The organism is Sulfurospirillum barnesii SES-3 (genome assembly GCF_000265295.1).
GTDB lineage: Bacteria > Campylobacterota > Campylobacteria > Campylobacterales > Sulfurospirillaceae > Sulfurospirillum > Sulfurospirillum barnesii.
In genome coordinates, this window is the sequence record NC_018002.1 from 306,496 (window position 1) to 322,720 (window position 16,225).

A 16,225-nucleotide genomic window follows, 5' to 3' on the forward strand; every position below is an offset into this window, starting at 1 on the left:
CATGTAATGCGTTGCCATCTTTGTTCAAATCTAAGTTGGCAACTGCTTTGCAAAAATTGCTTACAGACAATTTTAGCCCCAACGCCTGCTTTTAGAATTTTAGAGAACGGGCTTAAAGTCTACTCGTTTTATAGCTATAGCGACATAGCACCACTGCTTCATACCAAACACACTTATGTAGGTGCGAAAATCTTCGCTCAATTAGGAAAGCACACTTTTTTTGAATTTTTAAAAACCTTCTCACTTCCTAAAGGCATTTACGCCATTCCTATTGATGACCATGTACGACACGGCTACTCGCACAGTGCGATTTTAGCCAAAGCAACCCAGCCTTTTTTAACACCACTGTATGGCAGTTTAAGAGCACAAAATCATGAGAGTTATTCGGGTAAAAGCAAAGCTTACCGACAAGCGAATAAACGTGATTTTATCTTTACATGTAACGATAAAATAGATGCCATTTTGATAGATGACATTGTCACCACGGGAAGTACTTTAGAAGAGGCGTATGAGACACTTAAAGGGCATGGGGTGAATGTACTCTTTGCTTTGGTTTTAGCTGATGCTAAAGAGATATAGTATCACCTCTCTAATAAGCAATAAAATTAAATTTTTCTAAAAAACAGAATTAACTCTCTTTTTATCTAGCATATTAAAGGCATATGGAATAAAGTCTTTTACGGATAAAAATTGTCCGAATTTACTTACATAAGGTTGTTTTGATGGTATACGCTAAACCAATCTATAAATCACAGTATGAGAATTTTATTGGTGGAGAGTGGCTAGCTCCCCTTAAGGGAGAGTATTTTGATAACCTCTCTCCTGTCGATGGTGAACTTTTAACGAAAATTCCACGTTCCTCCACGCAGGATGTTGATTTGGCAGTAGCCGCAGGTAAAAAGGCATTTGAGACATTTAAGCATTTTTCGGTTCTTCAGCGTAGCGAACTGCTCAATAAAATTGCCGATAAAATTGAAGCCAATTTAGAATTTCTAGCTATTTCCGAAACCTTAGATAACGGTAAAGCCATTCGTGAAACCCTAGCAGCGGATTTACCTTTGGTGGTAGATCATTTTCGCTATTTTGCCTCAGTGATTCGCAGTGAAGCAGGGAGTGTAGCGGATTTGGATGAAAATACCATTTCGCAAGAGGTTTATGAACCACTGGGCGTTGTCGCTCAAATTATTCCGTGGAACTTTCCACTTCTTATGGCAGCATGGAAAATTGCTCCAGCTTTGGCTGCTGGCAATTGTGTGGTTATTAAGCCCGCAAGTGCAACACCTCTTTCGATTCTCCTTTTGATGGAGACCATTCAAGAGGTGCTCCCTAAAGGTGTTTTGAATGTAATTAACGGTGCGGGTGGAAAAATTGGAAAACATCTCGCAACGCATCCTGATATTAAAAAAGTAGGCTTTACAGGTGAGACAACCACGGGTCAGCTTATTATGCAATATGCTACGGAAAATATCATTCCATCCACGCTGGAATTGGGTGGAAAATCACCCAATGTTTTCTTCCCCTCTGTTATGGCACACGATGATGACTTTTTGGACAAAGCCATTGAGGGTCTTGTTTTGTTTGCGTTTAACAGTGGTGAAGTATGCACATGCCCATCACGCGCGCTCATTCATGAGTCTATTTATGAGCCTTTTATGCAACGTGTACTTGAGAGGGTAAAAGCGATTAGTCAAGAAAATCCTCTGGATTCAACCACAAAAATGGGAGCACAAGCCTCACTCAATCAAAAAGAGAAAATTTTAGAGTACATTCGTATTGGTAAAGAAGAGGGTGCACAGTGCCTTATTGGCGGTGAAGCCTATGAAAATAAAACCTTTCCAAAGGGTAATTACATTAAGCCTACTATTTTTAAAGGTCATAATAAAATGCGCATTTTTCAAGAAGAAATTTTTGGACCTGTGTTATGTGTGACGACCTTTAAAGATGAGGCAGAAACCCTTTCTATTGCGAATGATACGATTTATGGTTTAGGCTCAGGTGTATGGTCTAGGGATGTGCATGAAGTACACCGTATGTCACGAGGTATTGAGGCGGGTCGTGTGTGGGTGAATTGTTATCATCTCTATCCATCCCATGCCTCTTTTGGTGGGTATAAAAAATCAGGTATTGGGCGAGAAACGCATATGATGATGTTAAATGCGTATCGTCATACTAAAAATATTTTGACTTCGTATGCACTTAAGCCGTTAGGGTTTTTTTAAACCAAAAAAAGCACGGAGTTTTTCTCCGTGCCACCTTAAAAGGAAGTATCATGTCATTTCAAAGAGTTGTTGCTACTCCTGAAGCCTTAAAGGTTATTGAGATGTTGAAAAAAGAGTATGGGGAGCTTGTTTTTAACCAAAGTGGTGGATGTTGCGATGGCACGGCACCCATGTGTTATGAAAAAAAAAATTTTCATGTCCCCTCTCGTAACGTGAAAATGGGTGAAGTGGGCGGATGCGAATTTTTTATTGATGCTGAACAGTTTGAATATTTTCGTTATTCACAACTTATTTTAGACGTTAAAGAAGAAAAAAGTGCCTTTGGAAACTCTTTTTCATTAGAAATTGACGAAGGCTATCAATTCATTACCCGTTCACGTATTGTAGATGCGAACGAATAAATCAATGTTACAGACGCGAACAAGAACTTTGATACACGGGAGATGGATTCTTTTTTTCTACATGTAATTTCATCATCAATAAAAATATTTCAAACATATCTTTTTGATTGGCTTTGGCAATGGTTTTTAACGTATCTTCCACACGGTGAATGTGAACATGGTTTTTTAAAAGCTCTGCTTGAAGCCAAGCACTATCCCACTGAAACCATAAGCAGAGCTCGTGAAACGATTGATTTTTAGTGTTATGAATGAGAAACTCAATGTTGTCTTCATGGCGAATATGTGTGTTGGTAAGAATAGCAAAAGACTCTTGTAAAAGCCGTTTAATCGTACAGCGTCGCAACCAAGCATGCACACCTAAAAGCCCAATAATCAGAAGTGCGGCAAGCTTGTGTAAAAGAATAGAAGCGTGCGAAGTGGCATCGAGGACAAAGAGAATACCCGTAAGGTAAAGAATAACAAACATCACAAGAATGGCAATAATCACGACAACTTTAAGAAGCGTTTCATTTAAATGAGCAAACACAAAATTTCCTTAATAGGGGTCAGGGCTAAACTTTTAACTTTTTAACGTACTGTGGTATAATTTTATCTAAAAAAGAGGGTCTTTATGCCACGACGTTTACGTATTGAAAGTTTAGGGTATCATCATATCTATAACAGAGGCGTTGCTAAAGGGAATATTTTCGAAGATGAAAAAGACAAAGCAAAATTTATTGAACTGATGGCAACTGTGGCTAAGGAGTTTAAGTTTAACATTCACTCCTTTTGTTTGATGGACAATCACTACCATATTCTTCTTGAAAATAAACGTGAAAATCTCTCATCAGGCATGCGCCAACTGGGCGCTCAGTATGCCAGTTATTTTAACAAACGCCATAACCGTGTAGGACATTTGTGGCAAGACCGCTTTAAGTCATGGTTCGTTTTAGACGAGCAATACCTTTTTACACTCTTTAAATACATTGAAAATAATCCTGTAAAAGCCAAAATGAGTGAAAGAATTGGTGCTTATCCTTATTGTGCAACCTACAGTATTTTTAAAGATGCAATACCTTTGTTTTTAGAAAATAGCTTTGTGTTACGAGAATACCATACGCAGGAGCTTTTTGAGGTTTTAAATATCCCTTTAAATGAAACTGAAGTGGAACGTATTGAGGCATTTCATCGCACACGATATAAGCAGGTAGAGGGTGAAATTACACCTTTACATGTAAAAGAATTGACAGAGTATTTTTTACATGTAAAGGAAAAAGCAGAACGAAACATTGCCATAAAAAATGCTTATGCAGATAGGTATACAAAAAGTGAAATTTCTCGATTTCTTCATTTAAGCGTTGCAGGCGTAAGTAAAATCTTAAAAAGTTAAAAGTTTAGCCCTGACCCCTATTGAAAAGAAAGGAAAAGAGCGCTAAAATAGAGCATACTACATAATAAGGTTAGTGAATGGACAATATTTTCAATACCAACCAAGATATTAAAACAATTAATATCGAAGAATCGATAAAGACCAGTTATCTTGATTATTCGATGAGCGTTATCATCGGGCGTGCGCTTCCTGACGCACGGGATGGTTTAAAACCTGTGCATCGAAGAATTTTGTATGCAATGAACGACCTTGCCATTTCTTCACGAAGTCCCTATAAAAAATCAGCCCGTATCGTGGGTGATGTTATCGGTAAGTACCACCCACACGGTGATACAGCGGTGTATGATGCCCTTGTTCGTATGGCTCAACCCTTTTCCATGCGTATTCCTATGGTGGATGGCCAGGGTAACTTTGGTTCTATTGATGGCGATAGTGCTGCTGCAATGCGTTATACCGAAGCTCGTATGACCGTGCTTGCTGAGGAGTTATTGCGTGATTTAGACAAAGATACCGTAGATTTTGTTCCCAACTACGATGACAGTATGATGGAGCCTGACGTGCTTCCAAGCCGTGTTCCAAACTTACTTTTAAATGGCTCAAGTGGTATTGCGGTTGGTATGGCGACCAATATTCCTCCGCATTGTTTGGATGAGCTTTTAGACGCACTTTTACTTTTAATTGAGAATCCAGATGCAACGCTTGAAGAGATTATGGAATTTATTAAAGGGCCAGATTTCCCAACCAGTGGTATTATCTTTGGTAAAAAAGGTATCCTTGAAGCCTATCGTACAGGACGTGGACGGGTTAGAATCCGCTCAAAAGTGCATATTGAGAAAAAAGGCAATAAAGACATTATTGTGATTGATGAATTGCCTTATCAAGTGAATAAAGTACGTCTTATCGAGCAAATTGTGGCACTTGTCAAAGAGAAGATGATAGAGGGTATTAGTGAAATTCGAGATGAAAGTGATAGAGATGGTATTCGTTTGGTTATTGAGCTCAAACGTGAAGCAATGAGTGATATTGTTTTAAACAATCTCTATAAATCCACCAATCTTGAAGTCACATTTGGTGTGATTTTACTTGCGATTCAAAATAAAGAGCCGAAAATCTTTACTTTAATTGAGTTATTAAAACTCTTTTTACGTCACCGAAAAACGGTTATTATTCGCCGTACCATTTTTGAGCTTGAAAAGGCCAAAGCCAAAGCACATATTTTAGAGGGTTTAAAAATCGCTCTGGATAATATTGATGAGATTATTGCGCTCATTAAAGGCAGTGCCGATACGAAGAGCGCAAAAGATGGCTTGATTGAGCGTTTTAACCTAAGTGAAGTGCAAGCAGGTGCAATTCTTGATATGAGACTCCAACGTCTTACAGGACTTGAGAGAGATAAAATTGAGAATGAATTGGCTGAGTTGTTACTTGAAATTGCACGATTGAGCGATATATTACGCAGTGAAGAACTTCTTAATAATCTGATTAAAGAAGAGCTTGTTGAACTTAAAGATAAATTTAAATCTAAACGTATTACTGAAATTGTGGATGATTATGATGATATTGACGTGGAAGATTTGATTGCAAATGAGCCAATGGTTGTAACCATTACACACCGTGGGTACATTAAACGAGTTCCTCTCAAACAATATGAAAAACAAAAACGTGGGGGTAAAGGAAAAATTGCCGTTACGACCTATGATGATGACTTTATAGAGAGTTTCTTCGTCTCTGATACGCATGATACCTTGATGTTTGTTACAGATCGTGGACAGCTCTACTGGCTTAAAGTGTACAAAATTCCAGAAGGTAGTCGTACTGCAAAAGGGAAAGCGGTTGTGAATTTAGTTCAGCTACAAGCAGATGAAAAAATTATGGCAATTATTCCAACAACCGATTTTGATGAAACCAAATCATTGGCATTCTTCACAAAAAATGGTGTCATTAAGCGTACTAATTTAAGTGAATTTAAAAATATTCGCTCTGTGGGTGTGAGAGCGATTACCTTGGATGACGATGATGAATTAGTCACAGCTAAAGTGGTTACGCATGATACAAAGTATCTCTTTATTGTGACCAAAAAGGGTATGTGTATAAGGTTTGAAGTGGGTGATGCAAGAGAAATTGGAAGAACAGCACGGGGTGTAACAGGTATTCGCTTTAAAGAAGAGAACGATCGTGTTGTGGGCGCTGCGGTGATTTACAATGATCAAGAAGAGTTGCTCACCGTTACTGAAAAAGGTATTGGTAAACGTACCACAGCAGACGAGTATCGACTTCAAAACCGTGGTGGCAAAGGTGTCATTGCGATGAAACTCACACCAAAAACAGCCGATTTAGTAGGTGTTGTTATTGTGGATGAAGATAAAGATTTGATGGCGCTTACCAGTAGTGGTAAAATGATTCGTGTGGATATGGAGACAATTCGTAAAGCAGGACGTAATACCAGTGGTGTAAAAGTGGTTTCTGTTGAAGGTAAAGATGTGGTTCAAAGCCTTGCTCGTTGTCCAAAAGAAGAAAATGAAGAAGAAGGTGATGAAAACCTTGATGGGATTGAATCTGGTTTAGACGAAACACTTTTATCGGATAATACAACAGAAAGTGGCGATGAAATAGTGGAATAGTAGTTGCTTCAAATAAAAAAATTATGTAAAGGTGTATGCATGAAGAGATGGTTTATAGCGCTTTTGGCAAGCTTGGGTTTTATTGTTTTAATTACAGGATGTGCCAGCAAAGAAGCTCCCGCAAAAGATCCAAAAGTAGCAGCGTATGATTTTAGCAATGAAAAATCATTTGTTGTTTATGGAGAGGGAATTGCACCCCAAAATACAGTTTCTCCAGCACAAGCAATTGCCCTTGCTAAGCGTGCGGCGATTACGGATGGATACCGACAGCTTGGTGAAAAACTGTATGGTGTGAAAATCAATTCAAGCGAGACAGTTAAAGATGCTGCATTAAAAGATTCTCGTATTGTAGCTTCTGTTAATGCTTTGGTTAAAGATGCTGCCATTACAGATGCGACTTTTAAAGATGGTTTATACAGCATACGTATGGAAATCAGTATGAGCGCACGTAGGTGGCACGAACTTTTTGCGTACTAATTGCTTTTTCACAAGCTCTTTTTTGCAGTGAACTGTTTTGGTTTTCATACAAAATAGTCACTGCAAATTCTCTTGTGGTGTATGAGCAAAAAAATATTGCATCTAGTATGGTTCCTTATGAGGGGAAAGCTGAAGTATTATGTACGCTAAAGTTATCCAACTCTCAAAATCTTCCCAAAGAGCATTTTTTAAAAAAGAATTTTGATGAAATTCTTCCATGTTTTTATCCGCTATCAACGCATCTTAATTCCCGAAGTGAACAGTATTTGAAACATGGACGTGATAGAGTAGAGCTTGTCATAGAGCCTGTTCGATTCACAGTAGATTTTAAAGATGAATTTGCTACCATAAAGACCGTTCGGTAAAACTTTTTTAGTAGGAATATTCACGTATGCATGTTGCCATTGTAGAAGACGATATTAATATGAGAAAATCCCTAGAAATCGCTCTAGGTGAGTATGAAGAATTTAAAATATCGACCTACAAAAGTGCACTTGATGCGCTTAAAAAAATTGATAATAGTATAGATTTGATTGTTACAGATATTAATATGCCTGGTATGGATGGCATTGAGTTTATTAAAAAACTTGATGGTAAATACGATGTGATTGTTATTACTGGCAATGCAACCTTAAGCCGAGCTATTGAGTCGGTACGGTTGGGTGTCAAAGATTTTTTAACCAAACCCTTTGAAATTGAAACCCTCGTTGAAGCAATCAAACGTCACGATAAGATAAGAACAAAAGTTAAAGATAGTATTGACCAAAACAAGGGCATTAAAGAGGATGCAAGCGATTTTATTGGTACTTCGCCTGCTCTTGATAAAGCATTACTGATGGCTCGAAAAGCTGCTAAAACAGATGTGAGTGTTTTACTGTTGGGTGAAAGCGGTGTAGGAAAAGAGCTGTTTGCAAATTATGTGCACAAAAATTCTCCACGAGCAAAGCATGCATTTGTAGCACTCAATATGGCAGCGATTCCCGAGAACCTTTTAGAGAGTGAGCTTTTTGGGTATGAAAAAGGTGCGTTTACGGATGCAACAAGTGAAAAAAAAGGGTATTTCGAAGTCGCAAATGGTGGAACACTTTTTTTAGATGAAATTGGCGAAATGCCTATGATTTTACAGGCAAAACTTCTTAGGGTTATTCAAGAGCGTGTGATGGTACGTGTAGGTGGGACAAAAGAGATTCCTATTGATGTGCGCATTGTCTCTGCTACAAATGCCGATATTCAAAAAAGCATTCAAGAGGGACGATTTCGTGAGGACTTATATTATAGGCTCAACACCATTCCTATCGAAATTCCACCTCTTAGAGAACGAAAAGAGGAAATTATACCTATTTGTGACGTGATTTTAGAGAGAGTGATTCAAAAATACGGCTTACAAAAGCGTTATTTTTCAGAAGAAGCCATTGAATCATTGATGTGTTATCGTTGGCCAGGAAATATTCGAGAGTTAATTTCGGTGGTTGAGCGAGCGGTCATTTTAAGTGATGCGCAGGCCATTAGCAAAGAAGATCTTTTTTTAGAGAGCAGAAAGAGTTTCCAATAAAATAAAATAGACTTTTTTGATAACTTAATACCCTACTATTAGGTTATTAAAAAAGTCTCAGATAAAAAAACAAGGTAAGAGAAATGAAAAAGTACAATGTAGCCATCGTTGGAGCTACGGGTGCCGTGGGTGAAGAGTTGGTGCGTGTATTAGAAGAGGTTGATTTTCCAATCAATACGCTAGTTCCACTTGCAAGTAGCAAAAGTGTTGGTCTAGACGTTGAGCTAAAAGGTAAAACCTATAAAGTGCTTGAGCTGACTGAAAAGGCATTTGAAGAGAATGATGTTGAAATTGCATTCTTTAGCGCAGGGGGTGATATTTCAGCACATTATGCTCCATATGCTGCCGAAGCAGGCGCTGTAGTCATTGATAATACCAGCCATTTTAGAATGGATGCGGATGTTCCTTTGGTGGTTCCTGAGTGCAATCCAAATGATATTGAGCAATGGCAAAATAAAGGTATTATCGCCAATCCAAACTGCTCAACCATTCAAATGGTACAAGTTTTAAAACCTTTGGATGAATTGTTTAATATTACACGTGTGGACGTTGCGACCTATCAAGCGGTGAGTGGTGCAGGAAAAGGTGGTATGGAAGAATTGGTCAATCAAATGCAAGATTTTTTTGCATTCAAACTAGATCAGTGTGAGCCTAAAACCTTTGCACATCAAATTGCACTCAATGTTATTCCGCATATTGATGTTTTCATGGACAATGCTTACACCAAAGAAGAGATGAAAATGGTCAATGAGACTCAAAAAATCTTAGGCAAAAAGATGGAAATCAGCGCAACATGTGTACGTGTTCCTGTTATGCGAAGTCACTCTGAAGCCATTACCATTCATTTTGAAAAAGATGTTAATTTAGACAAAGCGATTGAAGCGCTTAAAAATGCTGAGAATGTTATCGTCATTGATAATCCAGCGAAAAAAGAGTACCCCATGCCAATTATTTCAACCGATACAAATGATACGTATGTGGGAAGAATTCGCAAAGACATTAACCGTGATAACGTGCTTCATTTATGGTGTGTTGCCGATCAAATTCGTGTGGGTGCAGCGACTAATGCGGTAAGAATTGCACAAAAATGGATTAAACTAGAAGAGGCGTAATGATAGAGAAATTTTTTGAAAAAGGATTGTGGTCAAGCAGGCTTATTATCCTTTTAGCTGTGATTTTTAGCATTTTGTCAGCATTTGCACTTTTTCTCATTGGTAGTGCAGATTTGTATCATGTTGTTTTAGAAACATATGCCTACTTTTTCAAAGGTGTTCATCCTGAGAATTTTCATGCGGATATTGTGGCTGAAATCATTGGTGCCATTGATTTATACCTCATTGCAGTTGTTTTACTTATTTTTGGGTTTGGTATTTACGAACTTTTTGTTTCTGATATTGATGTGGCAAAAGGGAGCGGTGGCGATAAAATACTCTATGTGAGCTCCTTGGATGAGCTAAAAGATAAAATTGCTAAAGTAATTGTGATGGTATTGATTGTGAGCTTTTTTCAACGTATTTTGCATACAGAATATAAGGGTGCTTTAGAGATGCTCTATTTTTCTATTTCGATTGCTACCCTTTCACTTGGGCTTTATTTTTTACATAAAGGTGGAAAACACTAATGATTTTTGTTGATGCGTGTTTGGGTAAAAAAACGCCCTATACACCTGTGTGGATGATGCGTCAAGCAGGGCGTTATTTGCCTGAATATATGCAAGTACGTGCGCAAGCAGGAGACTTTTTACGTTTGTGCAAAGACCCTGAAAAAGCCTGTGAAGTAACCCTTCAACCTGTTGATATTTTAGGCGTGGATGCAGCCATTTTATTTAGCGATATTTTGGTAGTTCCTTTAGAGATGGGTATGGAGCTTCAGTTTTTAAAAGGGGAAGGTCCTGTTTTTTCACATCCCATTAAAAATCAAACTGATCTTGATAAACTTGATGTTCAAAAAGCAATTGATGGTTTAGAGTATGTTTATGAGACTATAAAACGTATTCGTGGAAAACTCGCTGCGGATAAAGCCCTCATTGGTTTTTGTGGTGCTCCTTGGACACTGGCGACCTATATGATTGAAGGTCAAGGCACTAAAACGTATGCATTGGTTAAAAAGCTTATCTATTCTGACCCTGCTTTTATGCATGCCTTGTTGGCTAAAGTAACAGAAGTATTAAAAGGCTATATGGAGCGCCAGATTCAAAGTGGTGCGAATGTTGTGATGATTTTTGACTCATGGGCAGCAGCGCTTGAAGAGAGTGCGTATTTTGAATTTAGCTGGTCGTATATGAAAGAGATCAGTGCTTATCTTAAAGGCAAATATCCGCACGTTCCTGTCATTTTATTTCCTAAAGGTATCAGTGGATACCTCGATAAAATTGATGGTGAATTTGATGTTTTTGGTGTGGATTGGTCAACACCTATGGAGTTGGCTAAAGAGAAACTAGGGCATAAATATGTGCTTCAAGGCAATATGGAACCGACACGTCTTTACAGTAAAGAGGCGATTGATGCAGGCATTTCACACATTATTGAGGTGATGAAAAATGAGCGCCATGTGTTTAATTTAGGGCATGGTATCCTGCCTGATATTCCTGTAGAACACGCTAAATATTTTATAAAACAAGTTCAAACTCGCACTAAACTCTAACCTTTTGCCCTCTTTTTGAGGGCAAACCTCTTTTTACATGTAAGGATTTTCCATGAGTTCTTTGATTTTCGGTCCCATTACTTCCAGACGTTTTGGGCAATCGTTAGGGATTGATTTAAGTCCTGATACAAAACAGTGCAACTTTGATTGCCTCTACTGTGAGCTCAAAGGGGCTAAAACAGTTATCAAGTCGCAAAAGGCACCTTTGGTTGAAGAAATTGTAGACGCTCTAAAAGAGGCATTACAAAAGCATGAACACATTGATGTTATCACCTTAACTGCCAATGGCGAACCCACGCTCTATCCATATTTAGATACCTTAGTCGATGAAATTATTAAAATAAAAAAAGAACATAAACTGCTCATTCTCTCCAACGGTGCTACTATTCATAACCCTCATATACAAAAAACACTTTCAAAATTTGACATCGTTAAGCTCTCCTTAGACTGTGTGAGTTCACACTGTTTTAAACGCTTAGATAGACCGCATAAGAGCATTTGCATAGAAGATATTATTGAGGGAATGAAAGAGTTTAGGGCGCACTTTGAAGGTGATTTGGTCATTGAAATTTTAGTCGTTGCAGGGCTTAACGACACGGAGGAAGAGTTTAAAGCATTGCACAAGATACTGTGTGAAATTCAACCTAACCGTATTGATGTTGGAACCATTGACAGACCTCCTGCCTATGATGTACAAGGGGTGAGCATTGAGCGATTGGTTGAACTTGCTAACCTTTTAGAAAATTTAGATGTTTGTATTGCATATAAAAAAAATTATATTCCTCAAAAGCGCCATTTTACACACGTTGAAATCTTAGACTTACTCAAACGAAGACCTCAAAGTTTTGAAGATATTCAGCTCTGTTTTGATGAAGAGAGTTTGATTTTTTTAAAAGATTTAGTCGATAAAAAAGTATTACATGTAAAGAATATTGCAGGGGTTAATTTTTATAAAGTACGTTAGTGGGTTTTAAAACCCACTACTACTTAAGCTGCAAGAGCGAGTTTCTTTTTATACTTAATGCGTTGACCCATATAAACCACACCATAAAGTGCTAATCCAATTGCATAGGCAAGATAATGCGATGGAAGCGCTAAATGGGTTGCAACGATTTTAGGAAGCATCATGCAGGGAACAACTAAAATCAGTAAAATTCTCTCAACCGTGTGAATCTTCATTAAGACATAGCTTTGCGTTACAGAGGTAAAGGCAAACATACCCAAAACGGCTCCTGTAAAAATCACTAAAATTTCTATAGGATTGCTGATCCATACCCACGATGAAGGGTCATTGGGATCTTCAGGATTGACACTAGAAATTAATAAAAGCTCATTATTGAAAAAGAACATAAATGGCAAGACCGCTGTTCGAATATCATAAATAAACGATTGAATACCTGTGACAATAGGATCACTCTTGGCAATCGCAGCAGCAGCGTACGCTGCCATACCCACAGGCGGTGTATCGTCAGCTAAAATACCAAAGTAAAAAACAAACATATGCGCTGCAATCAAAGGAACAATAATACCGCTGTTCCCCGCTAATTCAACAATAATAGGTGCAGTGAGTGACGCCATAACGATGTAATTTGCCGTGGTTGGAAGTCCCATACCCAAAATCAAAGAAACAATGGCTGTCATAAATAAAATTGCTAAGATATAGCCACCTGATAACTGCTCAATCACCTCAGATAAAATAAGCCCAATACCCGTAAGGGTGACAGAACCCACAATAATACCCGCAACAGAAGTCGCAATGGCAATTGAAACCATGTTCTTGCCACCATTAACCATACCGATACCAATATCAGAAAAACCTTCCAAACAGACAGATAAAGTTAATTTCTCTTTATTCATCCATGCCTTAAAGGGTTTTTGAAACACCATAATGACCATTAAAAACATAATGGCACTAAAAGCAGCACTTTGGGCGGATTGTCTTAAAATAATCAGTGTATACATCAAAAAGAAGATAGGAATAAAATAGTGTAAACCTTTTAAAAAGAGGGGAAATGCACGTCCTAAAACACTTTGGTCTTCTCCCTTAATCCCTTGCTTTTTAGCCTCTAAATGCACAATATAAAAGAGAGCAAAATAACAAGTAAACGCAGGAATAAATGCCGCATACACCACGTCCGTATAATCAAGCCCCAAAAATTCTGCCATAATAAACGCTGCCGCTCCCATAATAGGGGGCATCAATTGACCATTAACCGAAGAAGCTGTCTCAACCGCCGCTGCCTTGTGTGCGCTAAAGCCTAGACGTTTCATAAGGGGAATGGTAAAGGTTCCTGTGGTCACCGTATTGGCAATGGAAGAGCCTGAAATAACACCCATTAGTCCAGAAGAAGCGACCGCAGCTTTTGCAGGACCACCATCAAAACGACCCAAAAGAGTGTACGCTAGTTTTATAAAATACTCACCAGCCCCTGCCTTATCAAGCAAGGCACCAAAGAGAACAAACAAAAAGACAAAACTAGCACTAACGCCTAGCGGCACACCAAAAATACCCTCTGTTGTTAAGACCATTTGACCGACAATTTTATTAAGACTAGCACCCTTATGGGCAATCAAATCAGGAAGATATGGCCCAAAATAGTCATACGCAAGAAAAATGATGGAAACAATCATTAAAGGAAGCCCCATAACTCTACGTGATGCTTCAAGTACAGTGAGAATTGTTAAAACCCCTACAATCACATCTATCTGTGTCCACGCACCTGAACGCATCGCTAAGTCTCTATAAGCATACCACTGATAGAGAACTACGGTAACCCCTACGAGGGCAATTAAAAAATCATACCATGTAATTTTTGATTTAAGCGTAACGCTTTTATACATAGAGTGTATCAAAAAAGCAAGAATGATGGCAAAAGCAAGGTGAATAGACCTAACGTGTGCACTATTACCTGGGTCTAAAACAATGTAGAGTTGGTAGAGCGACCATGAAAAAGCAATGACTGAAATAAGCCAGTATTGCCAACTACCTTTTTCAAAGTCTCTTTGTCCCTCAAATTCATTGATGAGCTTCTCGTCATCCAATCTTTGTGTTAATGTCTTCAATAGCGTAACCTTTATAGAGTAAGTAAACTCATGTAAGGCTCTTTCAAGCCTTACATGTAAAAAAATTAGAGGAGTCCAGCCTCTTTAAATGCTTTAATTGCACCTGGATGTTGTGGTACACTTAAGCCCTCAAGGAGACTCTCTTTGGTGATGGTTTTGTATGCAGGATGAAGCTCTTTGAATTTATCAAAGTTATCTAGAATGGTTTTTACCACATGATAGACGACATCATCTTTTACTTTTGTACTTGTAACCAATACTGCTTTTACACCAATGCTTGGAACGTCATTAGGTACACCTTTGTAAAAAGAACCAGATATAGTGCCTTTTGCATAGTAAGGGTATTTTGCAACCAATGCATCAATTTGTGTTCCCTCAATTGGTACAATGTTAATGTCAAGCGAATTAGCCGCATCTTTAATATTCGCTGTTGGATGACCTGCAACAAAGAAGTAACCATCAATATGGTTATCTTGTAACATGGTTGGACCTTCGCTTGATTTTAACTCGTTGGTCAGCGCTAAATCAGAGCGTTTAATACCAAACGCATTAAACACAACATCTGCGGTCATTGCTGTACCAGAACCTGGAGAGTCCATGTTGATCTTTTTGCCTTTAACATCCGTAATCTTTTCAATACCCGATTTTTTGCTAACAACCAATGCTAAGAGTTCAGGATAAATGGCAATAGCACTTCGAAGCTCAGGAACAGGAGAATCTTTAAATTTCTCTTCGCCTTTAAATGCCTGATAGACTGTATCACTTTGAGCAATACCAAAATCGAGTTCACCCGCTTTAATGGTATTTACATTGTAAACGGAACCACCTGTTGATTCAACAGAACAACGAATGTTTGTGCTTTTTTTGTTTTTATTGACCATTTGACAAATGGCACCACCTGTTGGATAGTACGTTCCTGTAACGCCACCTGTCCCAATCGTGATAAACTCAGCCGCAAACATTGGAACGCTTAACGCCCCAGCAAGTGTTAATAGAGCAAGTTGCCTTTTCATGATAACTCCTTATTAGTATAGGTTATAATAGTATCTTTTTTTGACTGACTTTTTCTTGAATGGTATGATGTAAAAATGAGCAATTTATCTTTTAGGGCTTTTTTTTATAAAATCTCTTGACAATCAAATATTTTTTTACTATAATTTCGACCTCATTCAGGTGTTCCGAATTAGCTCAGCGGTAGAGTAGGTGACTGTTAATCACTTGGTCGCTGGTTCGAATCCAGCATTCGGAGCCACTCTTTTTAAATTTCCCTTTAAAAATTTTTCTTTCTCACATTGATTTATGATTTGTTTAATAACTGTTAGTTTATCATTTAAGTTAATCCCCTATACTTTCACTTGTAAGACAAAAACCTCCTTTTTGTGAACAATCTATAAATTTTATATCAACGCTCGAACTGCCCATTCGAGCGTTTCTTTTTTTCCAATCTCCCCACATCCTTTCCTTTTCATCACAAATTTTTTCTAAGCTGTAATAATATTGGCTATAATCGAAAGAAATAATCACAAAGAAGCACCGTGAAGTTGATTCATTTTTCGGACACGCATTTAGGCGATTTCTTTCATAGTTCCTATTCCCCTCACTTCACCCTTATAAAAGTTGCGCTACTCACAAAGCATACACTAGACCTTATCAACTTAATGCTTCGCATCGTCTTCTCCAAAACACTGCGCAAACTTAACACTGCAAATAGCGCTTGGTTTTTAGCCTTCGATGAAGTCTTCGGAAGTCAAGACGAAAACCGACGCATGGAAATATTAGAAGCGTTTCATACCATAAAAGAACAGTACAGCCAGATATTTTTGATAAGTCATGAGATGAAGATAAAAGAGATGTTTGAGAGAGTTGGGGAACTTTAATAA

16 protein-coding genes and 1 tRNA gene are annotated in these 16,225 nt (G+C 38.1%); 14 read left to right on the top strand and 3 right to left on the bottom strand.

What is annotated here, in order from left to right; all coding sequences use genetic code 11:
- The first annotated feature begins 6 nt into the window (after positions 1–6).
- The 3 genes from SULBA_RS01640 to SULBA_RS01650 all read left to right on the top strand — a co-directional run bounded on the left by SULBA_RS01640 (position 7) and on the right by SULBA_RS01650 (position 2,620).
- Complete coding sequence (locus SULBA_RS01640; RefSeq protein ID WP_014768536.1) at positions 7–579, top strand: ComF family protein; 573 nt, start codon at positions 7–9, stop codon at positions 577–579.
- Between the two features lie 143 nt (positions 580–722).
- Positions 723–2,219 carry an aldehyde dehydrogenase family protein gene (locus SULBA_RS01645; RefSeq protein WP_014768537.1) on the top strand — a complete coding sequence of 499 codons (1,497 nt, stop codon included), beginning with the start codon at positions 723–725 and terminating at the stop codon, positions 2,217–2,219.
- Positions 2,220–2,269: 50 nt separating this feature from the next.
- Positions 2,270–2,620 carry a DUF779 domain-containing protein gene (locus SULBA_RS01650; protein ID WP_014768538.1) on the top strand — a complete coding sequence of 117 codons (351 nt, stop codon included), beginning with the start codon at positions 2,270–2,272 and terminating at the stop codon, positions 2,618–2,620.
- Positions 2,621–2,627: 7 nt separating this feature from the next.
- On the opposite strand, the gene SULBA_RS01655 is transcribed toward SULBA_RS01650, so the two are convergent.
- Positions 2,628–3,146, bottom strand: a complete 519-nt coding sequence (locus SULBA_RS01655; RefSeq protein WP_014768539.1) for a hypothetical protein — start codon at positions 3,144–3,146, stop codon at positions 2,628–2,630.
- A gap of 84 nt (positions 3,147–3,230) precedes the next feature.
- On the opposite strand from SULBA_RS01655, the gene SULBA_RS01660 reads away from it, so the two are divergent.
- The 9 genes from SULBA_RS01660 (at position 3,231) to SULBA_RS01700 (ending at position 12,246) form a co-directional block, all read left to right on the top strand.
- On the top strand, positions 3,231–3,989 hold the full coding sequence (locus SULBA_RS01660) for a transposase (protein WP_014768540.1): 759 nt from the start codon (positions 3,231–3,233) through the stop codon (positions 3,987–3,989).
- Between the two features lie 77 nt (positions 3,990–4,066).
- Positions 4,067–6,610: a DNA gyrase subunit A gene (gyrA, locus tag SULBA_RS01665; protein ID WP_014768541.1), complete on the top strand. Its 2,544-nt coding sequence runs from the start codon at positions 4,067–4,069 to the stop codon at positions 6,608–6,610.
- 39 nt (positions 6,611–6,649) lie between these two features.
- Entirely contained in the window at positions 6,650–7,087 is a 438-nt protein-coding gene (locus tag SULBA_RS01670) for an LPP20 family lipoprotein (protein WP_014768542.1), read from the top strand.
- Positions 7,063–7,452: a hypothetical protein gene (locus tag SULBA_RS01675; protein ID WP_014768543.1), complete on the top strand. Its 390-nt coding sequence runs from the start codon at positions 7,063–7,065 to the stop codon at positions 7,450–7,452. Before SULBA_RS01670 ends, SULBA_RS01675 begins: the two co-directional genes overlap by 25 nt.
- Positions 7,453–7,478: 26 nt before the next feature.
- The gene (locus SULBA_RS01680) at positions 7,479–8,639 is read left to right on the top strand and encodes a sigma-54-dependent transcriptional regulator (protein WP_014768544.1); all 1,161 of its coding nucleotides are present in this window, start codon (positions 7,479–7,481) and stop codon (positions 8,637–8,639) included.
- A gap of 83 nt (positions 8,640–8,722) precedes the next feature.
- The gene (locus SULBA_RS01685; RefSeq protein WP_014768545.1) at positions 8,723–9,751 is read left to right on the top strand and encodes an aspartate-semialdehyde dehydrogenase; all 1,029 of its coding nucleotides are present in this window, start codon (positions 8,723–8,725) and stop codon (positions 9,749–9,751) included.
- Positions 9,751–10,260 carry a YqhA family protein gene (locus SULBA_RS01690; protein ID WP_014768546.1) on the top strand — a complete coding sequence of 170 codons (510 nt, stop codon included), beginning with the start codon at positions 9,751–9,753 and terminating at the stop codon, positions 10,258–10,260. Before SULBA_RS01685 ends, SULBA_RS01690 begins: the two co-directional genes overlap by 1 nt.
- The gene (gene hemE / locus SULBA_RS01695) at positions 10,260–11,282 is read left to right on the top strand and encodes a uroporphyrinogen decarboxylase (protein WP_014768547.1); all 1,023 of its coding nucleotides are present in this window, start codon (positions 10,260–10,262) and stop codon (positions 11,280–11,282) included. Before SULBA_RS01690 ends, hemE begins: the two co-directional genes overlap by 1 nt.
- A 52-nt stretch (positions 11,283–11,334) precedes the next feature.
- Positions 11,335–12,246, top strand: a complete 912-nt coding sequence (locus SULBA_RS01700) for a radical SAM protein (RefSeq protein WP_014768548.1) — start codon at positions 11,335–11,337, stop codon at positions 12,244–12,246.
- 23 nt (positions 12,247–12,269) lie between these two features.
- Here the strand turns inward: SULBA_RS01700 and SULBA_RS01705 are convergent, their stop codons facing one another.
- Both SULBA_RS01705 and SULBA_RS01710 read right to left on the bottom strand, forming a co-directional pair.
- Positions 12,270–14,345, bottom strand: a complete 2,076-nt coding sequence (locus SULBA_RS01705) for a TRAP transporter permease (protein WP_014768549.1) — start codon at positions 14,343–14,345, stop codon at positions 12,270–12,272.
- 65 nt (positions 14,346–14,410) lie between these two features.
- Complete coding sequence (locus SULBA_RS01710) at positions 14,411–15,358, bottom strand: TAXI family TRAP transporter solute-binding subunit (protein WP_014768550.1); 948 nt, start codon at positions 15,356–15,358, stop codon at positions 14,411–14,413.
- Positions 15,359–15,522: 164 nt separating this feature from the next.
- Here SULBA_RS01710 and SULBA_RS01715 point away from each other — a divergent pair.
- Both SULBA_RS01715 and SULBA_RS01720 read left to right on the top strand, forming a co-directional pair.
- Positions 15,523–15,597, top strand: a tRNA-Asn gene (locus tag SULBA_RS01715).
- 283 nt (positions 15,598–15,880) lie between these two features.
- Complete coding sequence (locus tag SULBA_RS01720) at positions 15,881–16,222, top strand: P-loop NTPase family protein (RefSeq protein ID WP_041671753.1); 342 nt, start codon at positions 15,881–15,883, stop codon at positions 16,220–16,222.
- The last annotated feature ends 3 nt before the right edge of the window (positions 16,223–16,225 follow it).